We start from the raw sequence: 17,019 nt of genomic DNA, 5'->3' as shown, positions 1-17,019 counted from the left end.
CTACTACATCCCACCCATGAACCCCATGGCGTGGGGCGACCCGGCCCGGCAGGCTGGGCGCCATGACCGCGAGCATCACCGCACCCGACGACGACCGGCCGCCGGCCGCGCGCTTCGCCTTCGACCGCCGCACCTGGAAGGAGATCGCCCATCTCCTCGCCAATCTGCCCGCCGCGCTGATCGGCTTTGTGTACGTGGCGGTCATGATCTCCACCGGTGCGGGGCTGTCGGTGACCGTGATCGGTCTGCCGCTCCTCGCCCTCGGGCTCGCGGGTGCGCGCCTGATCGGCCGGTCGGAACGGGGCAGGGCGCGGGCACTGCTCGGCGTACGGATCGACGAGCCGAGCCCCTTGCACGGCCCGCACCGCCGGGACGGGCTGTTCCCCTGGCTGTGGGCGAGCCTCAAGGATCCGGTGGCCTGGCGGTCGGTGCTGTACTCCTTCATACGGCTGCCGTGGGGCGTACTGACCTTCAGCGTGACGCTGGTGAGCCTGTTCGCGCTCTGGCCCGTACTCCCCTTCATCGCGCGCGGTCTGGCCAACGCGGACCGGGCGATGGTCCGTGGGCTGCTCGCGCCCTCCGACGAACTGGAGCGGCGCATCGCGGAACTGGAGTCGGACCGGGGGGTCGTCGTCGACACGGCCGCCGCGGATCTGCGGCGCATCGAGCGCGATCTGCACGACGGGGCGCAGGCCCGCCTCGTCGCCCTCGCGATGGGGCTCGGCCTCGCCAAGGAGAAACTGCTGGAGGACCCCGACACGGCCGCGGCGATGGTGGACGAGGCGCACGGCGAGGTGAAGCTCGCGCTGCAGGAGCTGCGCGATCTGGCGCGCGGGATCCATCCCGCCGTACTGACCGACCGCGGGCTCGACGCGGCGCTCTCGTCCGTCGCCTCTCGCTGCACGGCGCCGGTCAAGGTGACCGTCGACCTGACGGAGAGGCCCGCCGCGGCGATCGAGGGCATCGCCTACTTCACCGTCTCCGAGCTCCTGCAGAACGTCAGCAAGCACGCGCAGGCGAAGAGCGTCGCGGTGGATGTGTGGCGGGCGAACGACCGGCTGCTGATCCAGGTCACCGACGACGGGCGCGGAGGCGCGCGGCTGGACGGGGGCACGGGCATGTCCGGGCTGGCGGAGAGGCTGGGGGCGGTGGACGGGCTGTTCGTGCTGGACTCGCCGGTGGGGGGGCCGACGGTGGTGACGGCGGAGCTGCCGTGGAGGAGGCGGGTGGAGGGGTGAGGCGGGGGTTGTTCCCCCACCCCGCCCCTTCCCGAAACCGGGGCTTCGCCCCAGGCCCGTGAGTGTGGCGGGGGCTGGCGCTCCCGCACCCCTGGTGCTCCGACGGCTTCGCCGCGGAGCGGGTACCACGCGGGGTTGACCCCGTAGACGCGCTCCGCACCTGCTCAGGTACGAGACGGCCGCAGGGCTGACGCCCGCGCCGCCCCGGCGCGGGTGGGCGGGTGGGTGGGAGCGGTACGTGGCGGCTGACGCCCCCACACCCCCGGGCTCCGGCGGCTCCGCCGCGGAGACGGTCCGTGGGTGCCGTGGACCAGGGGGCGTCGGTGGTTGCTGCCCAGTGGGTGGCTTCGCGGGCGAACCCCCGCGCACCGCGACACCTCCCCGTGGGGAGGGGCGGTGCAGGGTCGTCCCCGCGTTTCCAGCGTCCGTGGTGAGCGTGGGCCAGGGGGCGTTGATGGTTGCTCCCCGGTGGGTGGCTTCGCGGGCGAACCCCCGATTGGCGGCCAACACCGGGTGACCGATACGAACCCCTCATCGCCGCCGACGCCGAGGAGTCGAGCCCGGAGGCGACCCGGAACCCGCACCCACGGCACCGGGCACCACCGAACCCCAAAGCCCCCACCACACGGCACCAGGCGGCCCGGACCGCCAGACCCGCACCCCGCGGCCCCGGGCGGCCCGCCACCCCCGGAAACCCCCACGGTAGGGAAAACCCCCCTCCCAACACGGTGCCCCTCCTCATGGCGCCCCCGCTCCCCCGGGGCCCACGCTTGACCCATGACAGCCCGCATCGCAGAACGGACGACCCCGATGGCCACCGAATACGGATCCGAGCGCCGGGAGCACTTCCTTCCCGCCGCTCTGCGCGCGCCGCTCGAAGGGCGGACATGGCGGGAGTTCGGCTATTTGTTGCTGAGTCTGCCGATCAGCATCGTCTTCTTCACCTTCGCAGTCACCGGCGTCTCGCTCGGCGCGGGCCTGCTCATCACCTTCCTCGGGATTCCGGTCCTGGCCGCCGGGCTGGCCGGGTGCCGGGGGCTCGGGGCGATGGAGCGGGCGCGGGCGCGGGCGCTGCTGGGGCTCGAGGTCGGGAATCCGGATCCGATACGGGCCCGGAAGGGCGGGCTGATGTCCTGGGTCGGCGCCGTCCTCAAGAGCGGGGCGTCCTGGCGGCATCTGCTCTACGCGCTGCTGCACTTCCCGTGGGCGATCTTCGCCTTCGTCGTCTCGGTCACCTTCTGGGTGAACGCCTGGGCCCTGCTCACGTATCCGCTGTGGCACTGGACCTTCCCGCGCTACCTCGACCGGCCGGGCATCTCGCTCTACGGCGACAGCGACGGCAACCAGCTCTATATCGACACTCCCTTCGAGATCGGCTCCGCCGCCGCCGTCGGCCTGGTGCTGGTCCTCGTGACTCCTTGGGTGATCCGCGCTCTCGTCTCCTTCGACCGGGTGATGGTCACCGGGCTGCTCGGCCCCTCCACGCTGGCCACCCGCGTCGTCGAGCTGGAGTCGGACCGCGGCGTGGTCGTCGACACGGCGGCCGCCGATCTGCGGCGTATCGAGCGCGATCTGCACGACGGCGCCCAGGCCCGCCTCGTCGCCCTGGCCATGGATCTGGGGCTCGCCAAGGAGAAGCTGGCCGAGGATCCGGACGCGGCCGCGCGCATGGTGGACGAGGCGCACGGCGAGGTGAAGGTGGCGCTGCAGGAGCTGCGCGATCTGGCGCGCGGCATCCATCCCGCCGTACTGACCGACCGCGGGCTGGACGCCGCCCTCTCCGCCGTCGCCTCGCGCTGCACGGTCCCGGTGACGGTCGAGGTGGACCTGCCCTCCAGGCCCGCCCCCGCCATCGAGGGGATCGCCTATTTCACCGTCTCCGAGCTGCTTCAGAACGTCAGCAAGCACGCGCAGGCAAGCCGCGCCACGGTCGACGTCTGGCGCTCCCAGGACCGCCTGATGCTTCAGGTCACCGACAACGGCCGGGGCGGCGCCGACCTCAGTGCGGGCAGCGGTCTCGCGGGCCTGGCGGAGCGGCTGGACGCGGTGGACGGGATCCTTGCCCTGGACTCCCCGGCCGGCGGTCCGACGACGGTGACCGCCGAGCTTCCCTGGCGTGGCTGATCTGCCCCCAATCGCCCGATCCCGTTGATTCCCCCGGCCAGGGCACAGCCGGGTCCCATACTGAGATGCTTGTAGGTGCACGGGTGGGACACAGATCGACATGGGGGCTTCAGGGTTGTGGAGGACAGGGTGCGGGTGGTCATCGCCGAGGACTCAGTGCTGCTTCGGGAGGGCCTGACCCGGCTGCTGACCGACCGCGGGCACGATGTCGTGGCCGGCGTGGGGGACGCCGAGGCGCTGATCAAGACGATCGGTGATCTCGCGGCGCAGGAGTCGCTGCCCGATGTCGTGGTCGCGGACGTGCGGATGCCGCCCACACATACGGATGAGGGTGTACGGGCTGCGGTGCAGCTGCGCCGGGAGCATCCGGGGATCGGGGTGCTGGTCCTTTCGCAGTACGTCGAGGAGCAGTACGCCACCGAGCTGCTGGCGGGCAGCAGCCGCGGCGTGGGCTATCTGCTCAAGGACCGGGTGGCCGAGGTGCGTGAGTTCGTGGACGCCGTGGTGCGGGTGGCCCGGGGCGGCACCGCGCTGGACCCCGAGGTCGTGGCGCAGCTGCTGGGCCGCAGCCGTAAGCAGGATGTGCTGGCCAATCTCACCCCGCGCGAGCGTGAGGTCCTGGGCCTGATGGCCGAGGGGCGTACGAATTCAGCGATCGCCAAGCAGCTGGTGGTGAGCGACGGCGCGGTGGAGAAGCACGTCAGCAACATTTTTCTGAAGCTCGGGCTGTCCCCCAGCGACGGGGATCACCGGCGTGTACTGGCGGTGTTGACCTACCTGAACTCCTAATTGACTGACACTCTGTCAGTTATTGAGCGGGTCGTTAGTCCCAGAACCAAAGTATGAATGGGGAGCGTCTTACAGGAAGGACCCGGGGGGCGAACAAAATATGGCAAACCAGGGCGCCGGGGTGTCTCACAAGGATGTCCGGCATATGAGCGGTCCAGGGAAGGCGACCCTTACGGACGTAGGGTGGCTAATGGGACGGCCGGTGGGCCGACCGGGCCCGAGCAGCCGCCTCGAGGGAGGTCCAGTTCAGTGACCAGCCAGGTCAGTAGCCCAGCCGAGCAGGCCGATGAGGCCGATGACGAGTCCAATGAGGCTCTTGTCGGGGAACAGCGCAAGCCCGCCGGCGACAAGGAGATCCGCCGACTGGACCGGGTGATCATCCGCTTCGCGGGTGACTCCGGTGACGGGATGCAGCTCACGGGTGACCGGTTCACCTCGGAGACGGCGTCGTTCGGGAACGACCTGTCGACGCTGCCGAACTTCCCCGCCGAGATCCGGGCCCCGGCCGGCACCCTGCCCGGGGTTTCCAGCTTCCAGCTGCACTTCGCCGACCACGACATCCTCACCCCCGGCGACGCGCCGAACGTGCTGGTGGCGATGAACCCGGCCGCCCTGAAGGCCAATATCGGCGACGTGCCGCGCGGCGGCGAGATCATTGTCAACACGGACGAATTCGCCAAGCGGGCGATGGCCAAGGTCGGCTACGACACCTCCCCGCTGGAGGACGGCTCGCTGGACGCCTACCACGTCCACCCCGTGCCGCTGACGACGATGACGATCGAGGCGCTCAAGGACTTCGGGCTGTCCCGCAAGGAGGCCGAGCGCAGCAAGAACATGTTCGCGCTGGGGCTGCTGTCGTGGATGTACCACCGCCCCACCGAGGGCACCGAGACGTTCCTGCGGACCAAGTTCGCCAAGAAGCCGACCATCGCGGAGGCGAACATCGCCGCGTTCCGGGCGGGCTGGAACTTCGGCGAGACGACCGAGGACTTCGCCGTGTCCTACGAGGTCGCCCCGGCCAGCACGGCCTTCCCGACCGGCACGTACCGCAATATTTCCGGGAACCTGGCCCTGTCCTACGGGCTGATCGCCGCGAGCAAGCAGGCCGATCTGCCGCTGTATCTGGGCTCGTATCCGATCACGCCGGCCTCCGACATCCTGCACGAGCTGTCCAAGCACAAGAATTTCGGGGTACGCACCTTCCAGGCCGAGGACGAGATCGCCGGGATCGGTGCGGCTCTGGGCGCGGCGTTCGGCGGGGCGCTGGGGGTGACCACCACCTCCGGGCCGGGTGTGGCGCTGAAGTCGGAGACGATCGGGCTTGCGGTCTCGCTGGAGCTGCCGCTGCTGGTGGTGGACATTCAGCGCGGCGGGCCCTCGACCGGGCTGCCGACCAAGACCGAGCAGGCCGATCTGCTGCAGGCGATGTTCGGCCGCAACGGTGAGGCGCCGGTGCCGATCGTGGCGCCGCGGACGCCTGCGGACTGTTTCGACGCCGCTCTGGAGGCCGCCCGGATCGCCATCACCTACCGGACTCCGGTGATGCTGCTGTCGGACGGCTATCTGGCCAACGGCTCCGAGCCGTGGCGGATCCCCGACGTGGACGAGCTCCCCGATCTGCGGGTGCAGTTCGCCACCGGCCCCAACCACACCCTGCCCGACGGCAGCGAAGTCTTCTGGCCCTACAAGCGCGACCCCAAGACGCTGGCGCGGCCGTGGGCGGTGCCCGGCACGCCCGGGCTGGAGCACCGGGTCGGCGGGATCGAGAAGCAGGACGGCACCGGCAACATCTCCTACGACCCGGCCAACCACGACTTCATGGTCCGTATCCGCCAGGCCAAGATCGACGGCATCGAGGTCCCGGACCTGACCGTGGACGACCCTGACTCGGCCCGCACCCTGGTGCTCGGCTGGGGCTCCACCTACGGCCCCATCACCGCCGCCGTCCGCCGCCTGCGCGCCGCCGGGCTGCCCATCGCCCAGGCCCATCTGCGCCACCTCAACCCCTTCCCGAGGAATCTCGGAGAGGTCCTGGGGCGTTACGAGAAGGTAGTGGTACCGGAGATGAACCTCGGCCAGCTCGCCACCCTGATCCGGGCGAGATACCTGGTCGACGCGCAGAGCTACAACCAGGTCAACGGCATGCCTTTCAAGGCCGAGCAGCTGGCCACGGCTCTCAAGGAGGCCATCAATGACTGAGGCGCTCTCACTGGTGCCCAAGGCCGAGGCCAAGCAGTCCATGAAGGACTTCAAGTCCGACCAGGAGGTGCGATGGTGCCCGGGCTGCGGTGACTACGCGATCCTCGCCGCCGTGCAGGGCTTCATGCCCGAGCTCGGCCTGGCGAAGGAGAACATCGTCTTCGTCTCCGGGATCGGCTGCTCCTCCCGCTTCCCGTACTACATGAACACCTACGGGATGCACTCCATCCACGGCCGCGCCCCCGCGATCGCCACCGGCCTGGCCTCCTCGCGGCGGGACCTGTCGGTGTGGGTGGTCACCGGCGACGGCGACGCGCTGTCCATCGGCGGCAACCACCTCATCCACGCCCTGCGCCGCAACGTGAACCTGAAGATCCTGCTGTTCAACAACCGGATCTACGGCCTCACCAAGGGCCAGTACTCCCCGACCTCCGAGGTCGGCAAGATCACCAAGTCGACGCCGATGGGCTCCCTGGACGCCCCCTTCAACCCGGTGTCGCTGGCGATCGGCGCCGAGGCCTCCTTCGTCGCCCGCACCATCGACTCCGACCGCAAACACCTCACCGAGGTACTGCGCCAGGCCGCCGACCACCAGGGCACGGCGCTGGTGGAGATCTACCAGAACTGCAACATCTTCAACGACGGCGCCTTCGAGGCCCTCAAGGACAAGCAGCAGGCCGAAGAGGCCGTCATCCGCCTCGAACACGGACAGCCGATCCGCTTCGGCACCGACGACGACAAGGGCGTCATCCGCGACCCGGCCACCGGCGACCTGAAGGCCGTCCGCATCACCGCCGAGAACGAGTCGCAGATCCTCGTCCACGACGCGCACAACCCCAGCCCCACCACCGCCTTCGCGCTGTCCCGCCTCGCCGACCCCGACACCCTGCACAACACGCCGATCGGCGTGCTGCGCAGCGTCGAGCGGCCCGTCTACGACATCCAGATGTCCGACCAGCTCGACACCGCCATCGAGCAGAACGGCAAGGGCGACCTCGCCGCCCTCCTCGCCGGCAACGACACTTGGACCGTCGTCGGCTGACCTGTCGCTGAGCCACCAAGGCCCGGATCTCCCCTCAGGAGGTCCGGGCTTCGTCGTACGCGGTACGCGCGGCAAGGACGGTCGCGGCGGCACTCGCCGCGTCGTAGCCATCCATGATCCGTCATGACCGTATGGCGATACGGGCATGACAGCCCGGCCCTGCGCGGCGTACCTTCGACGGGATATTGCGCGCGTGGGGCGGAGGGGCCAGTGAAGTCGGACGCTGAGCAGCGGGCAGGACTGCTGTACGGGATCGGGGCCTACGGAATGTGGGGCCTGGTCCCGCTCTTCTGGCCGCTGCTGAAGCCGGCCGGAGCGCTGGAGATCCTCGCCCACCGGATGGTCTGGTCGCTGGCCGTCGTCGGCATCGCGCTGGTGGCGCTGAAGCGGTGGACCTGGATACGGGAACTGATACGTCAGCCCCGCAAGCTGGCCCTCATCTCGGTCGCCGCCTCGGTGATCACCGTCAACTGGGGCATCTACATCTGGGCCGTGAACTCCGGCCATGTCGTCGAGGCCTCGCTCGGCTACTTCATCAACCCGCTGGTCACCATCGCGATGGGCGTCCTGCTGCTCAAGGAGCGGCTGCGTCCGGCGCAGTGGGCGGCGGTCGGTACCGGCTTCGCGGCGGTGCTCGTCCTGGCGATCGGCTACGGGCAGCCGCCGTGGATCTCCCTGACGCTGGCCTTCTCCTTCGCGACATACGGCCTGGTCAAGAAGAAGGTCAACATCGGCGGTCTGGAATCGCTCGCCGCCGAGACCGCGATCCAGTTCCTCCCGGCGCTCGGCTTTCTGCTGTGGCTGGGGGCGGACGGCTCCGCCTCCTTCGGCTCGCACGGCGAGGGCCATGCGGCGCTGCTCGCCGCGACGGGTGTCGTGACGGCGGCGCCGCTGGTCTGCTTCGGCGCGGCGGCGATCCGGGTGCCGCTCTCCACGCTGGGGCTGCTGCAGTATCTGGCGCCGGTCTTCCAGTTCCTGCTGGGGATCCTGTACTTCCACGAGGCGATGCCCGCCGAGCGGTGGGCGGGCTTCGCGCTGGTGTGGCTGGCGCTGACGTGCCTGACGTGGGACGCGCTGCGGACGGCACGGCGTACGAGGGCGGAGGCGCTGCGACTGGCCGCCGCGGCGGCCCCGTCCCGGGCGGCGCAGGTCCCGGCACCGCAGTCTCCGGCTCCGCAGTCTCCGCAGCCGCAGGCGGAACCCACCGCCTGACCCTCAGGCCACGCCCAGGGCGTCGGTGACCTCGCCCATCACAGCCTTCCAGTGTGCCCGCTGCCGCTCGCGCTCCTCCGCGTTCGCGAGACGCTCCTGGTGGAAGCGGAGCACGGCGCTGCCTTCACCGGACGCCGAGACCGCGACCTGGAGGGTGCTCGTGCCGTACGTGAGCCGGACCCGGTCACCGGGCCGGTAGCTGGCCACTTCACCCGCGATCCCGTGCGCCGTCTCGTACGACTCCCCCTTCTCGGTGGGCAGCCGGGCACCCTCGCCGAGCCAGAGGGCGACGCCTTCGGGGCTCGCGATGAACTCCCACACGGCGGCCACCGGCAGGGGCAGGGTCCTGGACACGCCGATCTCCCAGCCGGCGTCCTGCGTGAGTCCTGTGGGCATGGTTCGGCCTCCTTCGTGGCGGACGCGGTGCGCCCGGACCTTGTTGCGGTTGCCGCACCGTTCCATGGCGCACCAGCGCCGCCGGCCCGGGCGTGAGGTGTCGACGAAGAGCAGCCGGCAGTTGTCCGAGCCGCATTCGCGGATGCGGTGTGCGTACGGACCGGTGAAGAGGTCCACCGCATCGCGCGCCACGGCGGACAGCAGCTGGGTGCCGGTGGCCCCGGGCGCCCAGGCGCGGTCGCCCCGGTCGGTGATCCGGGGCGCGGGCGGGGTCTGCGCCGCGGCCTCGTTGACCACGGCCAGGTCGGCGGGGCTCGGGGCGCGGCCGTGTACCCGGGCCGAGGCAAGCCGCCACAGCGCGTCCCGGAGTACCCGTACGGCCCACACCTCGTCCGGCGCGACGACCGGCTCAAGACCGTCCGGCAGCCGGCTCTCGGCCGCCCAGCGCACCAGGTCGGCGGGCTCGTGCAGCACCTCGTACCGCGCGAAGTCCCCGGGTCCCCCGGTCGTCAGCAGTTCAAGGCAGAGCGCGCCGGGGTCGAAACGAAAGTGACGCCCGTCCGGCGTACGCAGGGTCAGTCCTCTTGCAGCCTCGCTCACGTAACCACTATAAGTGGTTAGCATGACCCTGCACTGGAAACTGGTCGTCGATACGTCCGACCCGCACGCCCAGGCGGACTTCTGGGCCGAAGCCCTCGGCTACGAGGTCGAGGACAACAGCGCACTCATCGAGCGGCTGCGCGGATACGGGCAGTTGCCGGAAGGATCGACGGTCCAGTCGCACGGCCGGGACGCCTTTCGCGACTACGTCGCCATCCGGCATCCGGACGATCCGTTCGACAAGGACACCGGGATGGGACGCGGGCGCCGGCTGCTCTTCCAGCGCGTGCCGGAGCCGAAGTCGACCAAGAACCGGCTCCATCTCGACCTGCACGTCGGCGCTGAGCAGCGCGTGGCGGAGGTGGCACGGCTGGAGGGCCTGGGGGCGCGGGTCCTCTACCACGCGGACCAGCCGGAGGGCGTGTGGACGACGATGGCCGACCCGGAAGGCAATGAGTTCTGCGTGGAGTAACCGGGCCCGGGTGGCGGATCTCCCGCTACTCCGACTCGTTCCAGCTGAACGACTCCAGCCCCTCGCACTCCTCCTCGGAGTCCGTCCACCGGCGGCGGATACGACGTGTGCCCAGCGCGACGAAGCCGACCAGTAGACCCATCACACCCACGGTGATGAACGCGACCACTACGCCGACGCGCAGGAACAACTCACCGAAGAACGCCAGGAGGACGAACGGGTCCAGGTTCATGCCGTCAGCTTGCGGCCCGGCGGCTTCTTACGCCCCCGGCCTGCGGCCCCGTACCTGAACAGCGCCGCGGCATTGGCCATTCCGTGACCCGCATCGACCCCGTCGGCGCCGGACTGTCCGGCATGCGAACACCGCTGACCGGTTTCCGCCCTTGACGGTGAGTCAAACTCTCGCTGAACTCTCAGCACGTACCGCGCACCAACAGCTCCAACGCCCTGGGACCCGCCATCCCAGGGCGTCTCGCACGTTCCGTCCTGTCCCCGTTCGGAATTCGGAGCCCCCACACATGCACCTGTCCATGCCCAGACGGTCCCTGCCCATACGCACGGCCGCTGCCGCCGCGCTCGCCCTCGCCGGGCTGCTCGCATCCGCCGCGCCCGCGGCCACCGCGGCACCGGCGCCGGTGCTCGCCGCCCCCGACATACCCATCGCCAACGTCAAGGCGCATCTCACCGAGCTCCAGTCGATAGCCACCGCCAACGGCGGCAACCGCGCCCACGGCCGTACCGGCTACAAGGCGTCCATCGACTACGTGAAGGCCAAGCTGGACGCGGCCGGATTCACCACGTCCCTCCAGCAGTTCACGTCCAGCGGCGCCACCGGCTACAACCTGATAGCCGACTGGCCCGGGGGTGACGCCAACCAGATCGTGATGGCGGGCGCGCACCTGGACTCGGTCTCCTCGGGTGCAGGCATCAACGACAACGGCTCGGGCTCCGCAGGCGTACTCGAGACCGCCCTCGCCGTCTCCCGCGCCCAGTTCCAGCCCGCAAAGCATCTGCGATTCGCCTGGTGGGGCGCGGAGGAGCTGGGCCTGGTCGGGTCGAAGTACTACGTCAACAACCTTCCCGCCGCCGAGCGTTCGAAGATCTCCGGCTATCTCAACTTCGACATGATCGGCTCACCGAACCCCGGCTACTTCGTCTACGACGACGACCCGGCGATCGAGAAGACCTTCAAGGACTACTTCGCCGGTCTGAGCGTCCCCACCGAGATCGAGACCGAGGGCGACGGCCGCTCCGACCACGCTTCGTTCAAGAACGTCGGCATACCGGTCGGTGGTCTGTTCACCGGCGCGAGCCGTACGAAGTCCAGCGCCCAGGCACAGAAGTGGGGCGGCACGGCGGGCCAGGCCTTCGACCGCTGCTACCACTCCTCGTGCGACACGAGCGCGAACATCAACGACACCGCGCTGGACCGCAACAGCGACGCGATCGCGCACGCGATCTGGACGCTGTCCGCCGGGACGACCACCCCGCCGGGTGATGTGTACGAGTCCACGGCGGACGTGGCCATCCCGGACAACGGCGCGGCGGTCACCTCCCCGGTCAGCGTCACCGGCCGCACCGGCAACGCGCCGAGCACCCTCAAGGTCGGCGTGGACATCATCCACACCTGGCGCGGCGACCTCGTCGTCGATCTGCTCGCCCCGGACGGAACGGTCTACAACCTCAAGCCGTTCAGCTCCTCCGACTCGGCGGACAACGTCCAGGCGACATACACGGTCAATGCCTCCTCCGAGGTGGCCAACGGCACCTGGAAGCTCCGCGTCCAGGACAAGGCGGCATACGACACCGGCTACATCAACAGCTTCAAGCTCACCTTCTGAGTCACCTTCCGGGAGGTCTCCGCGACCGCCACCCCCCATGGACTGCATGCGTGTGCATATACTGCACACGCATGCAGTCAATTCGAGGGGTAGTCATGGACCGCACGTTCCTGTTCCTGCTGGGCAGCAGCCGCAGCGGCGGCAACACCGAGACGCTGGCCCGCCTGGCCGCCGAACAGCTTCCGGCCGGGGCCGAGCAGCGCTGGCTGCGGCTCTCCGAGCTCCCCCTCGCGGAGTTCGAGGACCTGCGCCACGAGGGCGACGGCACCTACCCGGCACCCACCGGGCATGCCGCGACCCTGCTGGACGCCACCCTGGAGGCGACCGACCTCGTCATCGCGTCCCCGCTGTACTGGTACAGCGTCTCGACCTCGGTCAAGCGCTATCTCGACCACTGGTCGGGCTGGCTGCGGGTGCCGGGCGCGGACTTCAGGGCGCGGATGGCCGGACGGACGCTGTGGGGCGTCACCTCGTACGCGAGCACCGCCGACAAGGCCGAGCCGCTGATCGGCACCCTGCGCAACACCGCCGACTTCATGGGCATGCGCTTCGGCGGCGTCCTGCTCGGCAACGGCACCCGGCCGGGTCAGGTGGAGAACGACGCGGACGCGACCGCCCGGGCCAAGGAATTCTTCACGCCATGACGCCCGCGCCGATGCCTTTCAGGCCGTGACGTCCTTCGTCGTGAAGCGCGCCCACGCCGCCGATCCGAAGACCGCCGCGTAGGCCCCCTGCAGACCGAGGTTCTTCAGCACCTCGTCCCAGTACACCGGTTCTCGCAGCAGGTCCGCGAACGACAGCCAGTAGTGCGGGAAGAGATACGGATGGATCCCGTTCAGCTGCGGGATGGTGTCCAGGATCTGTACCGTGATCAGCAGTCCGACCGTGGTCGCCATCGCCGCGATGCCGCTGCCCGTCAAGGTCGAGACGAACAGGCCCAGTGCCGCGATCCCGGTCAGCGACGCCGCGACGACTACGGCGATCAGCCCGGCCCGCAGCAGTCCGTCCCCGAAGGAGATCCGGGTGCCGGAGATCGTCGTGACCTCGCCGAGCGGGAAGAGCAGCGCCCCGACGGCGAGCGCGGACGCCGCCACGACCAGGGTCGCTACGAGGCAGAAGGCGCAGGCCGTGGCGTACTTGGCGAGCAGCAGCCGGGTCCGCCCGGCCGGGGCGACGAGCAGATAGCGCAGTGTTCCGGCGTTCGCCTCGCCCGCGATCGCATCGCCCGCGACGACACCGATCGCCATCGGGAGGAAGACGGGCAGGGTCGCGGCGAGCGCGGCGAAGACCAGGAACAGGCCGTTGTTGGTGATCTGCGTGATGAACGCGGGCCCCTGGCCGCTGCCGCCGCCGGCCTGCCCGCCGTCACTCGTCTCGATCTTGACGGCGATGCCGATCAGTACGGGAACGGCGGCCAGCACGCCCAGCAGGGCGAGCGTGCGCCAGCGCCGCAGTGTGGTGGTCAGCTCGGAGCGGAAGAGGCCGAGCGTCCACAGCGGGCTGCTCGTCCTTTCGCCCGCTGCCAGTGCGAGCGTGTCAGCCTGCGACATCGAAACCCTCCCCGGTCAGCGCGACGAAGGCGTCCTCGAGCGATGCCCGCTCGACCCCGAAGCCCCGTACCCGTACGCCTGCTTGGACCAGCGCCGCGTTGAGCTCCGCGAGGTCCTTGGCGGGCGGCTCTCCCGTGACCCTTTCGTCGGTGACGGCCAGATCGGTCACACCCTGCTCCTTGAGAACGCGCGCGGCATCGGCCGGGTCGGGGGTGGTGACCACCAGCCGTCCGAGCGCGCCCGCCGCGAGATCGGCGACCGGACCCTGAGTGAGCAGCCGCCCCTGGGCCATCACTGCCGCATGCGTACAGACCTGTTCGATCTCGTCGAGCAGATGGGAGGAGAGAAAGACCGTGGTCCCATCGGCCGCCAACTCCCGTACCAGCGAACGGATCTCACGCATGCCCTGCGGGTCGAGGCCATTGGTCGGCTCGTCGAGCACCAGCAGTTTCCGCGGCTGCAGCAGCGCGGCCGCGAGTCCCAGCCGCTGCTTCATGCCGAGGGAGTACGCCTTGGCCTTCTTGCCCGCGGCCGAGGCCAGCCCGACCCGGTCCAGCGCGGCGGCGACGCGGCTGCGCCGGGTGCGCGGATCGGCGCTGGGGTCGGCGGAGTCGTAGCGCAGCAGATTGTCCCGGCCGTTCAGGAACCCGTACAGCGCGGGCCCTTCGATCAGCGCGCCCACCTGCGGCAGTACGGTGCGCACGGCGCGCGGCATGGGTTTGCCGAGGACCGAGGCGCTGCCCGCGGTCGGCTCGATGAGCCCCATCAGCATCCGGATGGTGGTGGTCTTACCGGAACCGTTGGGGCCGAGGAACCCGAAGACGCTGCCGTCGGGCACGCTCAGATCCAGTCCGTCGACGGCCAACTGGCCGCCCCGGTACCGCTTGGTGAGCCCGCGCGTCTCGATGACGGCTGTCATTCCGGTCCCCCGTTTCCCTCGGTCAGCGGTCCGCCCCGCCGTATGGAGCGTACGGCGGGGCGGACTGTCAACGCGTGTCGTGCTACCCGATGGGTGCGCTGTGGGGCTACTTGCCCTCGTTGGCGGCCTTCACGAGCGCGTCCTTGGTCACGGCGCCGACATAGACCGTGCCGTCGTCCGTCATCAGGGCATTGACCAGGCGGGTCGTGAAGACCGTGCCCGAGCCGAACTTCCCCTCGACCTTGTCGCCGAACGCGTCCAGGAGCTTGCTCGCCTCCGGCGGCACGTCGCCGTCCTTCGGCGCGCCGGAGCCCTGGCCACCGGGCATCTCGATCTTCGCGATGGAGGCCCAGCCCTCACCGATGACGTTCAGGCCCTTGAAGTCCTCGGCACCCTCGAAGCCCTCGTGACCCTTGAGGTCCTTGGGGCCCTTGAAGTCCTCGTGGCTCCCGGCGCCCTTGCCCTTCTCCAGCTCGTCGGCCTCGGTGACCTTCGCGCCCTTGGGCGGGGTGAAGTCGAAGGTGGAGGCGGCCGGCTTGGAGAAGTCCACCTTGGTGAAGCCCGCGTCGATCACGGCCTTGCCGCCACTGGTCGGCGTGAGCGTGAACTTCAGCGGGACGCCGTTCTCCGCGTCCACCGCGATCTTGATCGAGCCGATCGTCGAACCGCTCTGCTTGGGCTTGATGACCAGCTGGTACGCATCGCGGCCTGCGACCTGCGCCGTACCACCGACGGTCACCGACGTGGTGTCGTCCGCGGCCTTCAGCGCCTCGTCGGCGAATTGCTTCGGCGTGGTCGGGAGGTCCTTCGGCAGAGCCTCGTGCTCATTGCCCTTCTCACCGGAGCCGCCGTCCTTGGCGTGGAATGCCTCGTTCGAGGCGCTGTCGTACGCCCAGACCTCGTCGCCGTTGTGGATCAGGCTGTACTCGGCGGCGTCCTCCAGGATGGAGACCTTCGCCTTGTCGGGGCCGTCGGCCGCGACGCGCAGGGTGTGCGAGCCGGAGGCCAGCTCCATCAGCTTGCCCTGGGGATCGGCGGACGAGCCTTCGCCTCCGCCGCCCCCGCCCTTGGGGCCGAAGGAGCCGCCGCCCAGCCCCGCGAGGCCGCCCAGCGGGAGGCCGAGGTCCGTGTTGATCTTCACGCTGCCGGACAGCTGCTGGGTCTCCGACGCGGCCATCTTCTCGATGAGTTCCTGCGCGCTGATCTTCGGCAGATCCGGGTCACCGGAGGCAGCGAGCGCCGGGACGAGCCCGATGGTCGCCGCCGCCACCCCGGCCACCGCGACCGGGACGAAGTAGCGCGCTGCCCTGCGGCGGCCCGCTGCGAGGTCCTCGGCCTCTTCGGTGGTCTGTGCGCTGTCGTTCGGTGCCATGGTGTGCCCTACCTCCGTGGTTGGTCAGGTTCCACTGAATCCATCTGACCAAATCGGGCGAACGGAAGCGTCAGCCCGCGGGAGCAACTTGGCGTACTGCTATGGGATGACAGAAGGACGCGGCGCCTCCCCCAACCAGTAGGGGAAGCGCCGCAGGCCCAGTTGAGGAGGGGTTACTTCTGGATGAAGACGTAGTCGGCCCCGTAGGGGACGCCGACGACGGCTCCCTTCTCACAGCTGCCGGCCGGGGCGACGCCGCCCACGGTGTTCAGCCGGAAGATCTCCTGGGTGCCGGCCAACAGGCCCCGCTTCTTGCCCGACTGGGTCGCCTTCAGGTCCAGCTCGGCGATGTTCTTGTCGCCGTTCGGGGTCTTGCTGATCAGCTTGCCGGTGACGGCGCTGTGGTCCGGCGCGATCCACTGCGGCGTACCGGAGTTGGGGGCGACGAAGGAGTGGGCGATGTTCCCGCCGAGGACGGCCCGGACGTCGCGCTGCTGGAAGGAGAGCGTGCCGTCCTCGCCCTTCTTGCACTCGTAGATCTGCTTGCCCTTGACCACGGAGGCCTGGAAGTTGTCGAGGGCGTGTGCGAAGTTGAAGGAGCCGGTCACCTTGTGGAACTGGCCGCGGACGGCGCCGCCCGGGAACTGTGCGGTGTGCAGGTTGGCGTAGAAGCTGTTCGGGTCGGCCTTGAAGGCGTCGAGCACGGCCTTGTCCTTGACCTTGACCGTGCCGGTGACGGCGCCGGTCCAGCCCTTGGCCTTGGTCCTGCCCTTGCCGACCAGCTCGGTAAAGTCGATCTTGATGCCGCCGTTGGTGCCCTTCGCGCCCTGGTGGATGTGGAGGGCGGTCGGCTTGTCGGTGCCGCGGAACTTCACGGCGACGGACACCTTGTCACCCTTGACCTTCACGAACTCCAGGGCGGCGCCGTCGCGGTCACCGACGGCGGGTCCGCCCTGCACCGGCACCTCGTTCGCGCCGTTCAGGCTGGAAACGAAGAGGGAGGCACCACTGTCCGGGCCGCTGCCGCCGCTCTGGACCGAGATACTCGCGCCGCTGTCCCCCTGGCCCCCGTGGCCGGCGGTGGAGCTCTTGCTGTCGGCGAAGGCCGGCAGAACGGCGAGCGCGACGCCCGCGGCTGTGGCGACGGCGGTCGTACCGACAAGAAGTGCCTTGTTGCGCTTCATTCTGAAATCTCCCCGTACTGATGCCAACGCCCGGTGCGTCGGCTTCCGGGCATGAGTACGGAGTCGATCCGAGATTGGACT

At 69.7% G+C, this 17,019-nt stretch carries 15 protein-coding genes and 1 pseudogene; 9 read left to right on the top strand and 7 right to left on the bottom strand.

What is annotated here, in order from left to right:
* Positions 1 to 62 precede the first annotated feature (62 nt).
* From OG741_RS23700 to rarD, 6 genes are all read left to right on the top strand, one after another.
* Entirely contained in the window at positions 63 to 1,238 is a 1,176-nt protein-coding gene (locus OG741_RS23700) for a sensor histidine kinase (protein ID WP_405601017.1), read from the top strand.
* Positions 1,239 to 2,048: 810 nt separating this feature from the next.
* Positions 2,049 to 3,362: a sensor histidine kinase gene (locus OG741_RS23695; protein ID WP_405605732.1), complete on the top strand. Its 1,314-nt coding sequence runs from the start codon at positions 2,049 to 2,051 to the stop codon at positions 3,360 to 3,362.
* 129 nt (positions 3,363 to 3,491) lie between these two features.
* Positions 3,492 to 4,151, top strand: a complete 660-nt coding sequence (locus tag OG741_RS23690) for a response regulator transcription factor (RefSeq protein ID WP_323136067.1) — start codon at positions 3,492 to 3,494, stop codon at positions 4,149 to 4,151.
* Positions 4,152 to 4,400: 249 nt separating this feature from the next.
* On the top strand, positions 4,401 to 6,350 hold the full coding sequence (locus OG741_RS23685) for a 2-oxoacid:acceptor oxidoreductase subunit alpha (RefSeq protein ID WP_405601015.1): 1,950 nt from the start codon (positions 4,401 to 4,403) through the stop codon (positions 6,348 to 6,350).
* Positions 6,343 to 7,392, top strand: coding sequence for a 2-oxoacid:ferredoxin oxidoreductase subunit beta (locus OG741_RS23680; RefSeq protein WP_405601013.1), 1,050 nt, complete (start codon positions 6,343 to 6,345; stop codon positions 7,390 to 7,392). The genes OG741_RS23685 and OG741_RS23680 overlap by 8 nt, the downstream gene beginning before the upstream one ends.
* Positions 7,393 to 7,602: 210 nt before the next feature.
* Positions 7,603 to 8,604 (top strand): EamA family transporter RarD, encoded by a 1,002-nt coding sequence (gene rarD / locus OG741_RS23675; RefSeq protein ID WP_405601011.1) that lies wholly within the window; start codon positions 7,603 to 7,605, stop codon positions 8,602 to 8,604.
* Positions 8,605 to 8,607: 3 nt separating this feature from the next.
* Here the strand turns inward: rarD and OG741_RS23670 are convergent, their stop codons facing one another.
* Both OG741_RS23670 and OG741_RS23665 read right to left on the bottom strand, forming a co-directional pair.
* Positions 8,608 to 9,000, bottom strand: coding sequence for an SRPBCC domain-containing protein (locus tag OG741_RS23670; protein ID WP_405605730.1), 393 nt, complete (start codon positions 8,998 to 9,000; stop codon positions 8,608 to 8,610).
* A gap of 18 nt (positions 9,001 to 9,018) precedes the next feature.
* A pseudogene (locus OG741_RS23665) lies at positions 9,019 to 9,624 on the bottom strand (CGNR zinc finger domain-containing protein); the annotation flags it as partial.
* On the opposite strand from OG741_RS23665, the gene OG741_RS23660 reads away from it, so the two are divergent.
* On the top strand, positions 9,623 to 10,072 hold the full coding sequence (locus tag OG741_RS23660; protein ID WP_405601008.1) for a VOC family protein: 450 nt from the start codon (positions 9,623 to 9,625) through the stop codon (positions 10,070 to 10,072). The pseudogene OG741_RS23665 and the gene OG741_RS23660 overlap by 2 nt on opposite strands.
* 25 nt (positions 10,073 to 10,097) lie before the next feature.
* On the opposite strand, the gene OG741_RS23655 is transcribed toward OG741_RS23660, so the two are convergent.
* Positions 10,098 to 10,304: a hypothetical protein gene (locus tag OG741_RS23655; RefSeq protein WP_405601006.1), complete on the bottom strand. Its 207-nt coding sequence runs from the start codon at positions 10,302 to 10,304 to the stop codon at positions 10,098 to 10,100.
* A 286-nt stretch (positions 10,305 to 10,590) separates the two neighbouring features.
* On the opposite strand from OG741_RS23655, the gene OG741_RS23650 reads away from it, so the two are divergent.
* Entirely contained in the window at positions 10,591 to 11,913 is a 1,323-nt protein-coding gene (locus OG741_RS23650) for a M28 family metallopeptidase (RefSeq protein ID WP_405601003.1), read from the top strand.
* Between the two features lie 95 nt (positions 11,914 to 12,008).
* A complete protein-coding gene (locus OG741_RS23645) occupies positions 12,009 to 12,557 on the top strand; it encodes a flavodoxin family protein (protein ID WP_405601001.1) in 549 nt (182 codons plus the stop codon).
* Positions 12,558 to 12,575: 18 nt separating this feature from the next.
* Here the strand turns inward: OG741_RS23645 and OG741_RS23640 are convergent, their stop codons facing one another.
* The 4 genes from OG741_RS23640 to OG741_RS23625 all read right to left on the bottom strand — a co-directional run bounded on the left by OG741_RS23640 (position 12,576) and on the right by OG741_RS23625 (position 16,938).
* Positions 12,576 to 13,463, bottom strand: a complete 888-nt coding sequence (locus OG741_RS23640) for an ABC transporter permease (RefSeq protein WP_405600998.1) — start codon at positions 13,461 to 13,463, stop codon at positions 12,576 to 12,578.
* Positions 13,450 to 14,382 carry an ABC transporter ATP-binding protein gene (locus OG741_RS23635; RefSeq protein WP_405600997.1) on the bottom strand — a complete coding sequence of 311 codons (933 nt, stop codon included), beginning with the start codon at positions 14,380 to 14,382 and terminating at the stop codon, positions 13,450 to 13,452. Before OG741_RS23635 ends, OG741_RS23640 begins: the two co-directional genes overlap by 14 nt.
* A gap of 106 nt (positions 14,383 to 14,488) precedes the next feature.
* Positions 14,489 to 15,754, bottom strand: coding sequence for a LolA family protein (locus OG741_RS23630; RefSeq protein ID WP_405600996.1), 1,266 nt, complete (start codon positions 15,752 to 15,754; stop codon positions 14,489 to 14,491).
* A 173-nt stretch (positions 15,755 to 15,927) separates the two neighbouring features.
* Positions 15,928 to 16,938 carry a CHRD domain-containing protein gene (locus tag OG741_RS23625; RefSeq protein ID WP_405600994.1) on the bottom strand — a complete coding sequence of 337 codons (1,011 nt, stop codon included), beginning with the start codon at positions 16,936 to 16,938 and terminating at the stop codon, positions 15,928 to 15,930.
* Positions 16,939 to 17,019 lie beyond the last annotated feature (81 nt).

This window comes from Streptomyces sp. NBC_01410 (genome assembly GCF_045040195.1).
In the GTDB taxonomy this organism is placed as follows: Bacteria; Actinomycetota; Actinomycetes; order Streptomycetales; family Streptomycetaceae; genus Streptomyces.
Note: the sequence above shows the minus strand (reverse complement) of the source record. Positions and strands in the feature narration are given on the sequence as shown.